General features: G+C 68.0%; 14 protein-coding genes and 1 pseudogene. 7 read left to right on the top strand and 8 right to left on the bottom strand.

What is annotated here, in order from left to right:
• The first annotated feature begins 66 nt into the window (after positions 1 to 66).
• Complete coding sequence (locus ACFWFP_RS22285) at positions 67 to 1,482, top strand: FAD-binding oxidoreductase (protein ID WP_379297931.1); 1,416 nt, start codon at positions 67 to 69, stop codon at positions 1,480 to 1,482.
• A 2-nt stretch (positions 1,483 to 1,484) separates the two neighbouring features.
• Here ACFWFP_RS22285 and ACFWFP_RS22280 read toward each other — a convergent pair whose 3' ends face one another.
• On the bottom strand, positions 1,485 to 2,054 hold the full coding sequence (locus tag ACFWFP_RS22280; protein ID WP_379297929.1) for a DUF4245 domain-containing protein: 570 nt from the start codon (positions 2,052 to 2,054) through the stop codon (positions 1,485 to 1,487).
• 127 nt (positions 2,055 to 2,181) lie between these two features.
• Between ACFWFP_RS22280 and glpX the strand changes: the two genes are divergently transcribed.
• The 3 genes from glpX to ACFWFP_RS22265 all read left to right on the top strand — a co-directional run bounded on the left by glpX (position 2,182) and on the right by ACFWFP_RS22265 (position 5,588).
• Entirely contained in the window at positions 2,182 to 3,225 is a 1,044-nt protein-coding gene (gene glpX, locus ACFWFP_RS22275; RefSeq protein WP_379297927.1) for a class II fructose-bisphosphatase, read from the top strand.
• Positions 3,226 to 3,255: 30 nt separating this feature from the next.
• Positions 3,256 to 4,098 (top strand): patatin-like phospholipase family protein, encoded by an 843-nt coding sequence (locus ACFWFP_RS22270; RefSeq protein ID WP_379297925.1) that lies wholly within the window; start codon positions 3,256 to 3,258, stop codon positions 4,096 to 4,098.
• An 86-nt stretch (positions 4,099 to 4,184) separates the two neighbouring features.
• Entirely contained in the window at positions 4,185 to 5,588 is a 1,404-nt protein-coding gene (locus tag ACFWFP_RS22265) for a class II fumarate hydratase (RefSeq protein ID WP_379297923.1), read from the top strand.
• 146 nt (positions 5,589 to 5,734) lie between these two features.
• Here ACFWFP_RS22265 and ACFWFP_RS22260 read toward each other — a convergent pair whose 3' ends face one another.
• The 3 genes from ACFWFP_RS22260 to ACFWFP_RS22250 form a co-directional block, all read right to left on the bottom strand.
• Positions 5,735 to 6,589 carry an acyl-ACP desaturase gene (locus ACFWFP_RS22260; protein ID WP_379297921.1) on the bottom strand — a complete coding sequence of 285 codons (855 nt, stop codon included), beginning with the start codon at positions 6,587 to 6,589 and terminating at the stop codon, positions 5,735 to 5,737.
• Positions 6,590 to 6,684: 95 nt separating this feature from the next.
• Positions 6,685 to 7,311 (bottom strand): esterase, encoded by a 627-nt coding sequence (locus ACFWFP_RS22255; RefSeq protein WP_379297919.1) that lies wholly within the window; start codon positions 7,309 to 7,311, stop codon positions 6,685 to 6,687.
• Between the two features lie 181 nt (positions 7,312 to 7,492).
• Positions 7,493 to 8,887, bottom strand: coding sequence for a PhoH family protein (locus ACFWFP_RS22250; protein WP_379297917.1), 1,395 nt, complete (start codon positions 8,885 to 8,887; stop codon positions 7,493 to 7,495).
• A 307-nt stretch (positions 8,888 to 9,194) separates the two neighbouring features.
• Between ACFWFP_RS22250 and ACFWFP_RS22245 the strand changes: the two genes are divergently transcribed.
• Positions 9,195 to 9,467 (top strand): hypothetical protein, encoded by a 273-nt coding sequence (locus ACFWFP_RS22245; RefSeq protein ID WP_379297915.1) that lies wholly within the window; start codon positions 9,195 to 9,197, stop codon positions 9,465 to 9,467.
• A 1-nt stretch (position 9,468) separates the two neighbouring features.
• Here the strand turns inward: ACFWFP_RS22245 and ACFWFP_RS22240 are convergent, their stop codons facing one another.
• Both ACFWFP_RS22240 and ACFWFP_RS22235 read right to left on the bottom strand, forming a co-directional pair.
• The gene (locus ACFWFP_RS22240; protein ID WP_379297913.1) at positions 9,469 to 9,888 is read right to left on the bottom strand and encodes a limonene-1,2-epoxide hydrolase family protein; all 420 of its coding nucleotides are present in this window, start codon (positions 9,886 to 9,888) and stop codon (positions 9,469 to 9,471) included.
• Between the two features lie 44 nt (positions 9,889 to 9,932).
• Positions 9,933 to 10,646: a TetR/AcrR family transcriptional regulator gene (locus ACFWFP_RS22235; protein ID WP_379297911.1), complete on the bottom strand. Its 714-nt coding sequence runs from the start codon at positions 10,644 to 10,646 to the stop codon at positions 9,933 to 9,935.
• A gap of 109 nt (positions 10,647 to 10,755) precedes the next feature.
• Between ACFWFP_RS22235 and ACFWFP_RS22230 the strand changes: the two genes are divergently transcribed.
• Positions 10,756 to 11,931, top strand: a complete 1,176-nt coding sequence (locus tag ACFWFP_RS22230) for an FAD-dependent monooxygenase (RefSeq protein ID WP_379297909.1) — start codon at positions 10,756 to 10,758, stop codon at positions 11,929 to 11,931.
• Positions 11,932 to 11,972: 41 nt separating this feature from the next.
• A pseudogene (locus ACFWFP_RS22225) lies at positions 11,973 to 12,957 on the top strand (LLM class F420-dependent oxidoreductase).
• Between the two features lie 6 nt (positions 12,958 to 12,963).
• Here ACFWFP_RS22225 and ACFWFP_RS22220 read toward each other — a convergent pair.
• Together ACFWFP_RS22220 and ACFWFP_RS22215 are read right to left on the bottom strand one after the other, a co-directional pair.
• The gene (locus ACFWFP_RS22220; RefSeq protein ID WP_379297907.1) at positions 12,964 to 14,262 is read right to left on the bottom strand and encodes a hypothetical protein; all 1,299 of its coding nucleotides are present in this window, start codon (positions 14,260 to 14,262) and stop codon (positions 12,964 to 12,966) included.
• A complete protein-coding gene (locus ACFWFP_RS22215; protein WP_379297906.1) occupies positions 14,262 to 14,474 on the bottom strand; it encodes a hypothetical protein in 213 nt (70 codons plus the stop codon). The genes ACFWFP_RS22220 and ACFWFP_RS22215 overlap by 1 nt, the downstream gene beginning before the upstream one ends.
• Between the last annotated feature and the right edge of the window lie 245 nt (positions 14,475 to 14,719).

The raw sequence follows: 14,719 nt of genomic DNA, 5'->3' as shown, positions 1-14,719 counted from the left end.
GGTCGGTCCGACGAGGGATCGCCCTGCGCGCGGCGCACGGAAAGTTCGAATGACGGAGTACGGCCGATGTCACCCACCGATTCGCTGACCAGCCTGCGCACCGACCTGGGTGCCATCACGTTTTCCACCGACACACGCAAGCTGCGCGCCAAGAGCCGTGACCGGTTCGCGCAGAGTCCGGTCCTGCGAGACCTGTTGCGCGGGCGCAATGCCGAGATCTTCATCGCGCCGCGAAGCAAGGACGAGTTGCGCACCGCCGTGGCCGCCTGCGCGCGCCATCGCATCCCGATCACCGTGCGCGGGGCCGGTTCCGGGCAGTTCGGTCAGGGTGTGCCGCTGCGCGGCGGCGCGGTGATCGATGTCACCGCCCTCACCGGCGTCATCGGCTGGCACGGCGAACCCGGCAGGCGCCTGCCGACCACGGTGCGCGCGCTGGCAGGCACCGTCGTCGCCGAGATCGACGCCGCGATCCGCCCGTCCGGTTGGGAGCTGCGGATGCATCCGTCGACGGCCCACCAGGCCACTGTCGGCGGCTACATCGCGGGTGGGCACGCGGGTGTCGGCAGCTGCCGCTGGGGCATTCTGCGCGATACCGGCAACATCACCGCGCTGGAAGTGATGACGGTCGAGGAACACCCACGGCTGATCGAGTTGCGCGGCCGCGATGTGAACACCGTGCACCACGCGTACGGCGCGAACGGCATCATCACCGAGGTCGAACTGCCGCTCGCCCCGGCCTGGGAGTGGCACGAACTGGTCGTCTCGTTCCCCGATTTCGCGCGGGCGGCCCGCTTCTCGGTCGACATCTGCCGCAGCGACGGCGTGCTCACGAAAGTGGTTTCGCCCCATGCGCATCCGCTCCCGCGGTACTTCCCCGAACTCGCCGGGTTGATACCCGACGGCGAGTCGATGGTGCTGCTGATGGCCGCCGTCCAGTCGGTGCCGGATGTGGAGGATCTGGTGCGGGTCAACGGCGGCCGGATCCGGTACCGCTGCCTCGAGGGCAAGGGCAGCTACGGTTCGCCGCTCTACGAGTTCACCTGGGGCCATTCGATGCTGCGCTACCAGCGGCACAACGCCGAGCTCACCGGGCTGATGGCCCTGTTCCCGCAGCGGGATCTGTACGAATCGATCGTCGGCATCCACCGTGAGTTCGCCGAGCTGGGGCCGTTGCACGTGGAGATGAAGCGGATCGACGGCGGCCTGTCGTGTCAGGGCTCGCCGGTCTTCGCCTTCGAGAGCCAGGAGCACTTGGCGGCGACCACCGAGCGGTTGCAGCGGGCGGGATTGTTCATCGCGAACTCGCACACACCTGTCCTCGGTGCGGGCGGCATGAAGCCGTGGGGCCCGAAAGAGGCTGCCGCCAAACGCGAATTCGATCCCTACGGCCTCCTGGCCCAGGGCAAGTCCGACGATGCCGAGGACACCATCACCACCTCGACCGCGCTACCCAACAGCGGCTGGTCCTACCGGCTCAGCTGAGGCTACTTCTTCGCCAGCGGCTGAGCTGTCGTGATCGCCGTCGCGAGGGTGGTGAAGGCGGCTTCGTTGCCCGCGCCGGTGATCAGGATCCGGACGCCGCCGAGGTCGGCGATCCAGCCGGTCTCCTCGGTCGGTTCGGCGTAGACGACCCATTTCTGCCCGGCCACTTCCTGTGTTCCGGTCGGATAGCGGGAGCCGAGCTCCTGGCGTGACAGCGCCTCCTCGGAGGCATCGGTCTGCGAATACCGCATGTAGGTGCCCTGCGGCGTGATGTAGCCGACCGTGCTCACGGCACCGCCACCCGCGGTGGCGATGGTGTCGCGGCTACCCGAGTTCGACACCCAGCCCTGCGGCAACGCCGGCTTGCGGATCGGGAACGACAGGGTCTTCGCGTCGGAGGTCAGCGCGGCGTCGGCGTCGAAGTGCGGGATCTGACCCTGCGTCGGGCCGTTCGTCGCCACCGTGCACTGGCTCGCCACCCCGGCCAAGACCACCGCGGCCAGCACCAACGGGATCAACGACCAGAACAGATCGCGGTAGTCGTTGAAAATGCGGTGCTTGGTCTGTGCCACGGCTACCAGTATCCACTCGAGCCCTGACCAGGCCGCCAAGGGGTCATCGCAGGAGGTCGTGCACGAGCGTGCCGTTTCGAAATGCGACAATGCCCCCGTAACACCAACGCCAAGGAGGCACTCCGCAATGACGGCATCATCGCCCGCCCCCAGCCGCCGCGAGGCACCCGATCGTAACCTCGCGCTGGAGCTGGTCCGCGTCACCGAGGCAGGTGCGATGGCGAGTGGCCGGTGGGTCGGCCGTGGCGACAAGGAAGGTGGCGACGGCGCGGCCGTCGACGCCATGCGCCAGCTCGTCAGCTCGGTGTCCATGAAGGGCATCGTCGTCATCGGCGAGGGCGAGAAGGACGAAGCGCCGATGCTCTACAACGGTGAGCTCGTCGGCGACGGCACCGGTCCCGAGGTCGACTTCGCCGTCGACCCGGTCGACGGCACCACCCTGATGTCGAAGGGCTCCCCCGGCGCCATCTCGGTGCTCGCGGTCGCCGAGCGCGGCGCCATGTTCGACCCGTCCGCGGTGTTCTACATGCACAAGATCGCCGTCGGCCCCGACGCCGCGGGCTCGATCGACATCACCGCCCCGATCGGCGAGAACATCCGCCGCGTCGCCAAGGCCAAGCGTCTGTCGGTGTCCGATCTGACCGTCTGCATCCTGGACCGTCCCCGCCACGAGGACATCATCCAGCAGGCACGCGACGCGGGCGCCCGCATCCGCCTCATCTCCGACGGTGACGTCGCCGGCGCCATCGCCGCCGCGCGTCCCGAGTCCGGCGTCGACATCCTGGTCGGTATCGGTGGCACCCCCGAGGGCATCATCGCCGCCGCCGCGCTGCGCTGTCTCGGCGGCGAGCTGCAGGGCATGCTCGCACCCAAGGACGACGAAGAGCGCCAGAAGGCGATCGACGCGGGCCACGATCTGGACCGGGTGCTCTCGACCACCGACCTGGTCTCCGGCGACAACGTGTTCTTCTGCGCCACCGGCGTCACCGACGGCGACCTGCTGCGCGGTGTCCGCTACTACGGCGGCGGCGCGTCGACCCAGTCGATCGTGATGCGGTCCAAGTCGGGCACCGTCCGCATGATCGACGCCTACCACCGCCTGACGAAGCTGCGCGAGTACTCCTCGGTCGACTTCGACGGCGACGACAGCGCGAACCCGCCGCTACCGTGATCCGGGGCTGGGCGTCCCTATAGTCGAACTATGGCAGCGCCCAGCACCGCCCTGGTCCTCGGCAACGGCGGAATCGTCGGTATCGGCTGGCAGATCGGCATGATCGCCGGATTGGCCGAGGCCGGGGTGGACCTGCGGTCGGCCGATCTGGTGATCGGCACTTCCGCGGGCGCGGTCGTCGGTGCGCAAATCCGCAGCAAGCTCTCGACCGACGAGCTCTACAAGCGGCAATTGGGGCGGCTCAACGCCGAGATCCCGAACCGTCTCTCGGTCAAGCAGTTGGCCAAGTGGGCGTTCGTCGCGGGCACCGCGCCCAGCGAGACCAGCGCGGCGCGCCGGGTCGCGAACGCTTCGCGCGGCAAGTCGGCGATCGATCCCGTGCTGCGGCTGGCCGCGGTGTCCTCGCGCCTGCCCGAGCAGCTCTGGCCGGCACAGCCGTTGTGGATCACCGCGGTCGACGCCGACACCGGCGTGTTGAAGGTCTTCGACCGCGACAGCGGCGTCTCACTCGCCGAGGCGGTCAACGCCAGTTGCGCGATCCCGTTCGCCTGGCCGGAGGCGTCGTGTCACGGGCACCACTACCTCGACGGTGGGGTTCGCTCCCCGCTGAATCTGGATCTGGCGAAGGGCTACGACCGGATCGTCGGCCTCGCGTCCAACATTCTCACCCCGCGCCGCAGCGGGAAGATCTCCGCCCAGCTCGCCCACCTCGGCTCGGCCAGGGTCACGGTGATCCATCCGGACCAAGCCGCACGCAAGGCCATCGGCCCCAACGAGCTCGACCCGCAGCGCGTACACGGGGCGACCCTGGCCGGTCGCACCCAAGCCAGGGACTTCGCCGACGAGGTGTGCGCGGTCTGGCCCACCGACTGAGCCCGGCGAGTATTCCTGTCGCGGATGTGGGATTTCGCGCTGGTGTGTGGCCACCATTCACGGTGTTCTCGTCCTAGGGTCGAACTATGGCTGACGACGACAGGCAGTACCGGATCGAGCACGACACCATGGGAGAGGTTCGCGTCCCTGTCGACGCCCTGTGGCGGGCGCAGACACAGCGGGCCGTCGAGAACTTCCCGATCAGCGGGCGAGGGCTCGAGCGAGCCCAGATCCGGGCGCTGGGCCTGCTGAAAGCCGCTTGCGCGCAGGTCAACAAGGATCTGGGCCTGCTCGATCCGGTGAAGGCCGATGCGATCATCGCCGCGGCGGGCGAGATCGCGAACGGTGAGCACGACGACCAGTTCCCGATCGACGTGTTCCAGACCGGTTCCGGCACCAGCTCGAACATGAACGCCAACGAGGTGATCGCCTCGATCGCCGCACGCGAGGGGGTGAGCGTGCACCCCAACGACGACGTGAACATGTCGCAGTCCTCCAACGACACCTTCCCCACCGCGACACACCTGGCCGCCACCGAGGCCGTGATCACCGAACTCGTTCCCGCGCTCGACCATCTGCGCCTCGCCCTGCTCGACAAGTCACAGCAGTGGCGCACCGTGGTGAAGTCGGGCCGTACCCACCTGATGGACGCGGTGCCGGTGACCCTCGGTCAGGAATTCGGCGGCTACACCCGCCAGATCGCCGCGGGTATCGAGCGCGCGATGGCCACCCTGCCGCGCCTGGGCGAGTTGCCGATCGGCGGCACCGCGGTGGGCACCGGGCTCAACGCGCCCGCCGGATTCGGCGCGAAAGTCGTCGCGGAACTGGTGCGCACCACGGGAATCGACGCGCTGCGCGAAGCGCAGGATCATTTCGAGGCCCAGGCCGCGCGCGACGGACTCGTCGAGGCCTCCGGCGCGCTGCGCACCATCGCGGTCAGCCTCACCAAGATCGCCAACGACATCCGCTGGATGGGTTCGGGCCCGCTGACCGGGCTCGGCGAATTGCAGCTGCCGGACCTGCAGCCGGGCAGCTCGATCATGCCCGGCAAGGTGAATCCCGTTCTGCCCGAGGCAGTTACCCAGGTCGCGGTGCAGGTGGTCGGCAACGACGCGGCGATCGCGTTCGGCGGGGCGAGCGGGGCGTTCGAGCTCAATGTCTACATCCCCGTGATGGCCCGCAACCTGCTCGAGTCGATTCGCCTGCTGGCCAACGTTTCCCGCCTGTTCGCCGACAAGTGTGTGCGCGGCCTGGTCGCCGACGAGGAGCACCTGCGGACCCTCGCCGAATCATCGCCGTCGATCGTCACCCCGCTCAACTCGGCCATCGGCTACGAGGAAGCCGCCGCGGTCGCCAAACAGGCGCTGCGCGAGAAGAAGACGATCCGCCAGACCGTCATCGACCGCGGGCTCGTCCCGGACAAGCTCTCACTCGAAGAGCTCGACCGCAAACTCGACGTGCTGGCCATGGCCGACGTCGACCGGCGATAAACGAAACCCGGCCCCGCACGCCCGACCTCGAGGAGGGGCGTTCGCGGCCGGGTCGCCGGTCAGGTACCGCGGCGTAGGCGACGAAGGAGCAAGCCGCGGTGCCTGACCGGCGGCCCCTCGGGGCCGCGAACACGCGGCGCCAGCCGCTATTGATACAGCGCGAGTTCTGCGCGGGCCTTTTCGCCTTCTTCGCTGAAGTCCGTGCGGGAGAAGATGTTCCAGCGCTGTAGCAGCGGCTTGAACACCAGCTCGCCCTGCTTCGCGGGGTCGTAGATGCCCGCCTCGGCGAGCGCCTCGTCGCTGGATCCGCCACCGGGCAGATCCACGTGCGGCACCCGGAAGTCGGCGGCCCGATCGGCGATCGCGCGCACCGCCTGATCGGGAACCAGGTCGAGAGCGGCGGCGACGAGCACGGCGAAGAACTCGGCCTGCAGTTCGTCGTCGGCGGCCAGCTTCTCGGCCATCCCGGTGACGATCGGGTTCTCGCCGAGCGCGGCGGTGTTGCGATGGCGGATCGCTGCGGCGGCCTCTTCGAACGCGCAGGTGGCCAGCACGTCGATCAGGTGCATCGGGGGCCGGTTGAAGCCGTCGGTCATGTGCTGCATCCGGGCCCGCTCGAGCGCGACCGGGTCCACCGCGCGGGTGAGCATGAGGTAGTTGCGGATCATGATCTCGTGGCGGTTCTCCTCCGCCGTCCACCGGCCGACCCAGCGCCACCAGGGACCGGTGCGCAGGTGCTTGCCGAGCTCACGGTGGTAGGAGGGCAGATTGTCGGCGACCAGGACACTCACCGTCAGCGCGAGCCGGGCGGTATCGCTGAGCTCGGACTGTTCCGGGGTCCAGTCCTGGCCACCGAGGAAGGCGAAGTTGCGCCCGTCCGACCACGGCACCTGCTCGTGCGGCTGCCAGCCGTCGGCCACCTCGATATGGCGACGCAGGTTCGTTTCCACCTCGTCCGCGAGCGAATCCAGCAGCTCGCGGTCGGTCAAAGTTTTCTGCACCCCGACAACTTAGTACCTCGTGCGCAAGCGCGGGGACCTACGGGGTGAACCGGGTCCCCGCGCTGGGCGGAGCGCGATGCCGAGGTGGGAACCGACTACTTCGGGGTCACCGTGGTCTCGCCGTTGACCCAGGTGATGGTGCCACCGGTGAAGTCGCTCTGCTTGCCTCCGGGAATGTCCTTCTCGTCGCTGGTCGGGTAGCCCAGCGTGCCGTTGGCGCCGCCGTTCTCCTCCCAGGTCTCGCGGATGTCGCCCCAGACGATGTGGGCGCCGGAATCCTTGCTCCAGTAGATGGTGCCGCCGGTGAAGTCCTGGTACTCGCCGCCGTCGGGGCCGGATTCCTGGGCTTCTTCCGGTGCGCCGAGCGGGCTGCTCGCGCCACCGGCCGCCACGTACTTCTTGTACACCTCGCCGGAAATGACGATGTCGCCGTTCGGGGTGGAGACGGTGGTCGATTCGCCTGCCGCTCCGCTGGTGGTGGCCGCACCGGAGGTGGTCTCGGAACCGGACGTGGTTTCCGAACCGGGGCTGGTGGTCATCGCGCCCATGCCGGGCTCGGTGGTGGCGCTGCCACCCGGAGCGCCGATCGCGGAGGTCACCGAGGCGACCGCGTCGTTGGCCTTGTCCTTGTCGTCATCGCTGCAGCCGGCGGCGAGCAGCAGACCCGCCGCGGCCAGAACCGCGGCACTCCCGGCAGCAGTACGTCGAGCGAAGTGGTTCATATCCATCCTCTCGCGAGTGGCCCCCGGGGCTGCCCCCGGAATGGAGCCTGGCCGACATCCGCAACGGCCCGGCGGAACAGTGTTCGCCGAGCCGTTGCTGGATTGGTGTCGGAGCGGATATTACCCACTGTTTGCGGTAATCAAACGGATCCCGGCCGCGACGCGGCCCGATTGCCGGTGATTACGCGTTCGGCCCGTATTCCTCGAGCATCTCGGTCACCAGCGCCGCGATCGGCGAGCGCTCGCTGCGAGTGAGCGTGATGTGCGCGAAAAGCGGATGGCCCTTGAGCTTTTCGATCACCGCCGCCACACCGTCGTGCCTGCCGACCCGCAGATTGTCGCGCTGGGCGACGTCGTGGGTGAGCACCACCCGAGAACCCGTGCCGAGACGGCTCAACACCGTCAGCAGCACATTGCGCTCGAGCGACTGCGCCTCGTCGACGATCACGAACGAATCGTGCAACGACCGACCTCGAATGTGGGTCAGCGGCAGCACTTCGAGCATGTCGCGACTGAGCACTTCCTCGAGCACTTCGCGGCTGGCGAGCCCGTCGAGGGTGTCGAAGACGGCCTGCGCCCACGGGCCCATCTTCTCGCTCTCCGAACCCGGCAGGTAGCCCAGCTCCTGCCCACCCACCGCGTACAGCGGCCGGAACACCACCACCTTGCGCTGGGTCCGCCGCTCGAGCACCGCCTCGAGTCCGGCGGTCAGCGCCAGGGCCGACTTGCCGGTGCCGGCGCGCCCACCCATCGACACGATCCCGATGCTCTCGTCGAGCAGCAGATCGAGGGCGATGCGCTGTTCGGCCGAACGCCCGTGCAGCCCGAAGGCCTCCCGCTCCCTGACCAGCTGGATCCGCTTGTCCGCGGTGACCCGGCCCAGTGCGCTCGAGCTGCTGCCCAGCAACCGGACACCGGTGTGGCACGGCAACTCTCGCGCGTCGTCGAGGTCGATCACCGAATCGGTGTAGAGCTGGTCGATCTGCGCGCCCGCGACGTCGAGTTCCACCATCCCGCTCCAGCCGGAGGTCACCACGTCCTGCGCGTGGTACTCGTCGGCCGACAAGCCGACCGCGCTCGCCTTGACGCGCAGCGGGATGTCCTTCGACACCAGTACCACGTCCGCGCCCTCGGCCGAGAAGTTCAGCGCGCAGGCCAGGATGCGGGAATCGTTGGTGTCGGAACGGAACCCGGCGGGCAGAACCGACGAATCGGTGTGGTTGAGCTCCACCTGCAGGGTGCCGCCGTCGGTGCCGATGGGCAGCGCCTGGTCGAGCCTGCCGTGCTGCACGCGCAGGTCGTCGAGCATGCGCAGAGCTTCGCGGGCGAACCAGCCGAGCTCGTGGTGGTGCCGTTTCGCCTCCAACTCACTGATCACGACCAGGGGTAGGACCACACTGTGTTCCCCGAACCGGGTGACGGCCCAGGGATCCGACAGGAGTACCGAGGTGTCTACGACGAAAGTCTTGCGACCGGAACGTGAGGGGCGAGCCCCTTTCTTCGAGGCCGAATTGCTCGAGGCCGAGGCCGAGGCCGTGTGCTTCGCGGAAGCGGAAACGGAGCGTGCAGCAGTCACGGTGGGCTCCTTATGTGTTCGCACGGCACCCGCGCGAACGATCTCGCTGGACCGGTCCGTCCTTGTGGGCGTTTGACGCTGAGTCAACCGCCCCGAGGGCCAGGTGCCGGCCCTCTCGCACTGAGTAGCTCAGTCACGGTCAGGACCTCCCGTACGAATCACACCGACGCGACTCGCATCACCGACGCTACCGCCGAATTCGTAGCCGCGCTGCTGGACCGGCGCACGTGTCCGTGAATTTGTCGTTAACCGGCACTGTCGCGACGGATCCGGCACGTGTGCGCCACCGAGGGCTAGAGTCGATGACATGGCCGATGACCAGGATCTGGAGAAGCTGTCGTCGAAGGAACTGCACGATCGCGCGGTGAAGGCGGCCGTGCGACACGGCGACGTGAAGTTCCTGTGGGAACTGCTCAAGTCGATCCCGGCGGCCCAGGCCGAGGCCGGAGATCTCGGCGAGAGCTCGGCCGACATCAAGTACGTGCTGCCGATGCTCGACGACTACTTTCACGCGGGCGACGGCAAGCTGGCCGATGTGCTGCGCCCGACCTACCTGGAGTACCTGCGCAAGCACGGATAGCTCAGCGGCCGGTGATCGCCTTCACCACGCCGACGACGGTGCCGCGCAGGACGTTGCCCTTGCTGAAGTGGTCGTCCCACAGCACGATTCGGCCCTCGTGCAGCTCGAAGGTGCCGCTCACCCAGAAGCCGATGCGCACCGGGCCGACGTGCAGGTAGTCGGTGCGGTCGGTGAGCACGATGTCGCCGTCGGCGGCGATGTGGTGGATCTGCGCGGAGAACCCGAGCTTCGGTCGATCCAGGCCGCGCAACAGCCCGGCGACCCGATTCTTGCCGCGTACGGTCGGCAGCGAGGCGTTCTTCCAGACGATCGCGGGATCGAGCAGATCCAGCGCCTCGTCGACCGCGCTGAGCTCGAGCGCGTTGAAGAACTCGCGAACGATGGTGACGGCGGGCTCCGGCAGTTCCGGCTGGTCGGTCATGTCCTGAGCCTAGGGTGCCGATCGCGGTCGGGCCAGGGGTCTGCTCAGGTTCGCTGATCGATCAGGACGGCGAGCCCGTCGAGGATGCGGTCGACACCGAAACGCAGGGCGTCGTTGGGTCCGCCCTTGCCCGCCGGCGCGGCGGCTTCCTCGGCGAAGGCAGCCCGCACCTCGGGGTAGCGGCCCGCGGCCGCGGTCATCATCTCGGCGAACTGCTCGGCGAAGTGCACTTCCCCGCCCCCACCCATCGACGCGACCTGCTGGGCCAGGCTGCGGGCGTGGCCGTTGAGCAGGACGATCGTGTCCAGCTTCTCCGAGCCGGAGAGCCCGGTGCCCGCCAGTGCGGTGAGGGCGGCCTCGGTCCAGCCCATCTCGTTCGGGCCGAGGGGTCGCACGCCGAGGGTGAGCTCGATCGACCACGGGTGGGCACGGTAGCGAGCGAACAGCGCTTCGACCCAATTCCGGAGGGCGACTCGCCAGTTCGGCTGCACACCCGCGGTATTAGGGGGTTCACCCATCGCCGTGTCGAGCATCAGCGCGGTCAGCTGCTCCTTGCCCGGCACATACCGGTACAGCGACATCTTGGTGAAGCCGAGCCGTTCGGCCAGCCGCTGCATCGACAGCGCGGACAGCCCTTCGGCGTCGACGAGCGCGATGGCCTCGGCGACGATTCCGTCGAGGGTGAGGGCGGGTTTGGGCCCGCGCTTGGGGCGCTGCGCGGTTCCCCACAACAGCTCGACCGTGGTCGGCGGCGGCATGTGCCCATCCTCTCGGAAATCGTCTTGACGTGAAACTGTGTCTACCATACTCTTATCTGCATCCACCGGATACAGATTCCATAGGACACAGATTATCGGGAGTTGCGTCATGCGTACTGTCCTCATCTCCGGCGCGAGCGTCGCCGGCCCCGCCCTCGCCTACTGGCTGCACCGCTACGGCTTCTCCGTCACCGTTGTCGAACGTGCGTCGGCGCTGCGGGCAGGTGGTCAGGCGGTGGACTTCAAGGGCAAGACCCACCTGACCGTACTCGAGCGGATGGGCATCCTCGACGCGGTCCGGGCCCGGCGTACCGGCACCACCGACCTGGTCTTCGTCGACGGCGACGACCGTGCGCTCGGCGTGATGCCGGGCGAGTTCACCGGTGGCGATCTCGAGATCCTGCGCGGCGACCTGGCCGAGGTCATGTACGACAAGACCGCCGCCACCGTCGAGTACCTCTTCGGCGACACCATCACCGACCTGCGCGACACCGGCGACGGCGTAGCCGTGCGGTTCGAGAAGAACCCGCCCCGCACCTTCGACCTCGTCCTCGGCGCCGACGGAATCCACTCGCGGGTAAGGAAATTGGCGTTCGGCCCCGAGACCGACTACGTGGCGCACCTCGGCTACTACTACTGCGTCGCGGGCGCGAGCCGCTGGAGCGAGGCGGCCACTCCCCGCGAGAAGGCGGCAGGCTCCGCCCACAACACCCCGGGAAAACTCGCCATCGACGGCGGCCCGAAGGCCCAGCAGATGTACCTGTTCACCGCCCCGGAACTCGACTTTCCCCGCAACGACGTCGACACCCAGCGCCGCATCATCACCGAAACCTTCGCCGACATGGCATGGCACGCCCCCCGCATGCTCACCGACCTGGCCGACTTCGACGACATCTACCTCGACTCGATCAGCCAGGTCCGCATGAACGGCACCTACACCCGTGGCCGCGTGGCCCTCATCGGCGACGCCGCCTACGGAAACACCCTGGCCGGCTTCGGCACCGGCCTCGCCGTCGTCGGCGCCTACGTCCTCGCGGGCGAACTGGCCTGCGCCGCAGGTGATCACGGCATCGCCTTCGCCAACTACGACCGGATCATGAAGCGCTACGCCAAGATCGCGGGCAACAGCAACGCGGGCCCCTTCCTCGCACCCAGAACCGCCCTGGGCATCAAAGCCCGCAACTGGTTCCTCGGCTCCCGCTTCTTCACCCTCATGATGAAATACGGCGACAAGGCCGCCAACGACATCGACCTGGTCGACTACCCGCAGCTGGTCGGGGTGTAGCGCTTGACTTGGAGTGCACTCCAAGTCATACGCTCGGCGTCATGAGCATTCGACTCGGTTATCAGATGCCCAACTTCAGCAACACGGCCTCGGTGCGTGAGCTGTTTCCCGCGGTGATCGCGCAGGCCAGGGAGGCGGAGGGGGCGGGGTTCGACGCCGCCTTCGTGATGGATCACATCTATCAGTTGCCGTTGATCGGCGAGCCGGAGGAACCGATGCTGGAGGCCTACTCGGCGCTGTCGGGTCTGGCAACCGCGACCGAGCGAATTCAGTTGTCGGCCTTGGTCACCGGCAATACCTATCGCAATCCGGCCCTGCTGGCCAAGACCGTCACCACCCTCGACGTGGTGAGCGGTGGCCGGGCGGTACTCGGCATCGGGGCGGGGTGGTTCGAACTGGAGCATCAGCAGTACGGATTCGAGTTCGGCACCTTCACCGAGCGGGTTCGAGCGGCTCGACGAGGCATTGCAGATCATCACGCCGATGCTGCGCGGGCAGCGCTCCACCTTCGACGGAAAGTGGTACCACACCGAGAACGCGATGAACGAGCCACGCATCCGAGACGACCTGCCGATTCTGCTCGGCGGCGGCGGCGAGAAGAAGACCTTCGGCATGGCCGCCCGCTTCGCCGATCACCTCAACATCATCTGCAACGCCTCCGAACTGCCCCGCAAACTCGACGCCCTGCACCAGCGGTGCGCGGAGGCGGGCCGCGACCCCGCCACCCTCGAGACCAGCTTCCTCGCCCTGACCATCGTCGACGAAGACGGTGACCGCGCCCGAAAGACCCAGGCCGACATGCTCTCCCGGCTCGGCGTCGACCTGTCCACCCTGTCCGAGGCCGAACGCCGAGCCACCGTCGCCGACCGCCAATTCGCCGGCACCCCGGACGAAGTCGCCGAACAGATCCGATCCCGGGTCCTCGACCAGGGCGTCGACGGGGTCATCATCAACCTGATCGCCAACGGCCACGAGCCCGGCGTCATCGACCGGATCGGCGGCGCCCTACGGCCTTTGGTGCACTGATCGACCTCACCACGACGCGAAGTGGTCTTCTCCTCGCTGGCGGATCTGTTGACGACGGCGGAAGAAGACTTCTTCGGCGGTGACGGTGGTGAGGGCATCGGTGATGCGGCTCAGCCGGGTGTCGTAGCGGTTTTCGTGGATGTGGCGTTCGATCCCGGCTTGCCACTCGGGGGAAAGGCGCGACCAGATCGCGGCGACTCGGGACTGGGCGGCGGGTTCGGATTCGGCGAGTAGTTGCAGGAGCGCGGGCCAGTAGGTGGCGTCGGTGGCGTGCGCGGGCAGGGCGGCTACCGAGGTTTCGTCGAGTTCGGCGAGGGTGGCGGCGATGTGGCGGCGGGCCGGTTCGCTCAGGCGGGCGGAGAGGGCGAACAGGCCGCGCCACGGATCGGCTTCGTCCTTGCCGTCCAGCGAGCGGACCAGCGCGCCGAGCACGTCGGTGTTCGCGAATTGCGGGTTCGTCGACAAGGCCCACAGGGCAACAGGATCGAGTCGGCCGATCACGGTGAGCAGCGCGGGCGAGGCGTTCCGGTTGACCGCGGTGAGCAGGAATCGGCCGACCTCGTGCGTGGTGCCGCGGCCGAAGAAGATGTCGCCGAGGGTGCCCGCGAGATCGGGGTCGACCTTGCAGAACAGGGCGAGCATCGCGTGATGCAGGGTGGGTGGGCCCGCCAGGACGGTGTGGAGCATGGCCGGCACCCGCTGGCGTGGGCCTGCCAGCAACTGCCGCACGATCCGGCTCAACGTGTGCGCCGGATAGGCATACGCGGCGGTGAAGACCAGGCCCGCGTCATCGAGGACGGTCTGCTCCAAGGCCGCGATCAGCGGCTCGTTCACCACCGAGAGGAACCGCGCGGCCGTCACATAGTCGCGACGCCGCAGCAGCTCGTTGATGATGAGGGTGATCGGCTCCGGCCTGCCGTATCGCATCAGCTGTTCGAAGACGTTCGGGTCGAGGTACGGCGCACCGTCGGCCGCGTAGACGGCATCGACCGCGCACAGCGCCTGCGCGCATTTCTGTGGATGTTTGATGCCGACCGCGCCGAGGAATCGAGCGGCGAGCACCGGCGGCACCACCCGCTCGAAGAGCGCGACGCCCACGGCCACCGGAAAGATCGGCACGATCGGGCTGACCCGCCGGAAGGTGTCCGCGTGCTCGGCGTGCAGTGCGCGCAGGATCTGCTGCTGTATCGCCGACAGGTGCACCGCGCCGAGACGGGCCAGCGGTGCGAGGTGTTGCGGCGGCACTTGCAGTGTGCGCGCGAGGACCACGAGCTGTGTCTGAGCTTCCAGTTCGGTTTCGATCATCAGCTGCCGAAGAGGATCTTGCGCGAGACCTTACGCAGCGGAGCGGGCATCGCGGTGAGGGCGGCGTCGATAGCCCGGCGCAGCGCCCGCACCTCGTTGTTGCGCGCGGCGCGGAACAGTTCGATCAGCTCCCTGGCCTCGGCTTCGGTGAGCAACTCGAACGCGTGCACCTCCCCGCCGACCTCACGCGCCAGCGCACGTCGATATTCCATGCGGACTGACCATGCCCTATTCCATTAGGCACGTACGCGATTCACCGGAACTTTGTGTGTTCCGACAACTATTGCTCCACACCACCTGTTTCCGCGGTGTGGCATCGCCTCGTGCCGATGAACACCTCCAGACACACGACGGCCCCCGGTCAGCAGATATCGACAGGGGCCGTCGGGCAACGGTTTTCGGCTCAGCCGATCCGACGCCAGTTCTCGAGCGCGCTGGATGCCAACACCTGACGTGC

This window comes from Nocardia sp. NPDC060249, assembly GCF_042728755.1.
Taxonomy (GTDB): Bacteria; Actinomycetota; Actinomycetes; order Mycobacteriales; family Mycobacteriaceae; genus Nocardia.
Note: the sequence above shows the minus strand (reverse complement) of the source record. Positions and strands in the feature narration are given on the sequence as shown.

What these genes read in the sequence shown, in the direction of transcription:
- ACFWFP_RS22285 (WP_379297931.1), top strand. Translation starts at nt 67, where the DNA reads ATGTCACCCACCGATTCGCTGACCAGCCTGCGCACCGACCTGGGTGCC.
- glpX (WP_379297927.1), top strand. Translation starts at nt 2,182, where the DNA reads ATGACGGCATCATCGCCCGCCCCCAGCCGCCGCGAGGCACCCGATCGT.
- ACFWFP_RS22270 (WP_379297925.1), top strand. Translation starts at nt 3,256, where the DNA reads ATGGCAGCGCCCAGCACCGCCCTGGTCCTCGGCAACGGCGGAATCGTC.
- ACFWFP_RS22265 (WP_379297923.1), top strand. Translation starts at nt 4,185, where the DNA reads ATGGCTGACGACGACAGGCAGTACCGGATCGAGCACGACACCATGGGA.
- ACFWFP_RS22255 (WP_379297919.1), bottom strand. Translation starts at nt 7,311, where the DNA reads ATGAACCACTTCGCTCGACGTACTGCTGCCGGGAGTGCCGCGGTTCTG.
- ACFWFP_RS22245 (WP_379297915.1), top strand. Translation starts at nt 9,195, where the DNA reads ATGGCCGATGACCAGGATCTGGAGAAGCTGTCGTCGAAGGAACTGCAC.
- ACFWFP_RS22240 (WP_379297913.1), bottom strand. Translation starts at nt 9,888, where the DNA reads ATGACCGACCAGCCGGAACTGCCGGAGCCCGCCGTCACCATCGTTCGC.
- ACFWFP_RS22235 (WP_379297911.1), bottom strand. Translation starts at nt 10,646, where the DNA reads ATGCCGCCGCCGACCACGGTCGAGCTGTTGTGGGGAACCGCGCAGCGC.
- ACFWFP_RS22230 (WP_379297909.1), top strand. Translation starts at nt 10,756, where the DNA reads ATGCGTACTGTCCTCATCTCCGGCGCGAGCGTCGCCGGCCCCGCCCTC.
- ACFWFP_RS22220 (WP_379297907.1), bottom strand. Translation starts at nt 14,262, where the DNA reads ATGATCGAAACCGAACTGGAAGCTCAGACACAGCTCGTGGTCCTCGCG.
- ACFWFP_RS22215 (WP_379297906.1), bottom strand. Translation starts at nt 14,474, where the DNA reads ATGGAATATCGACGTGCGCTGGCGCGTGAGGTCGGCGGGGAGGTGCAC.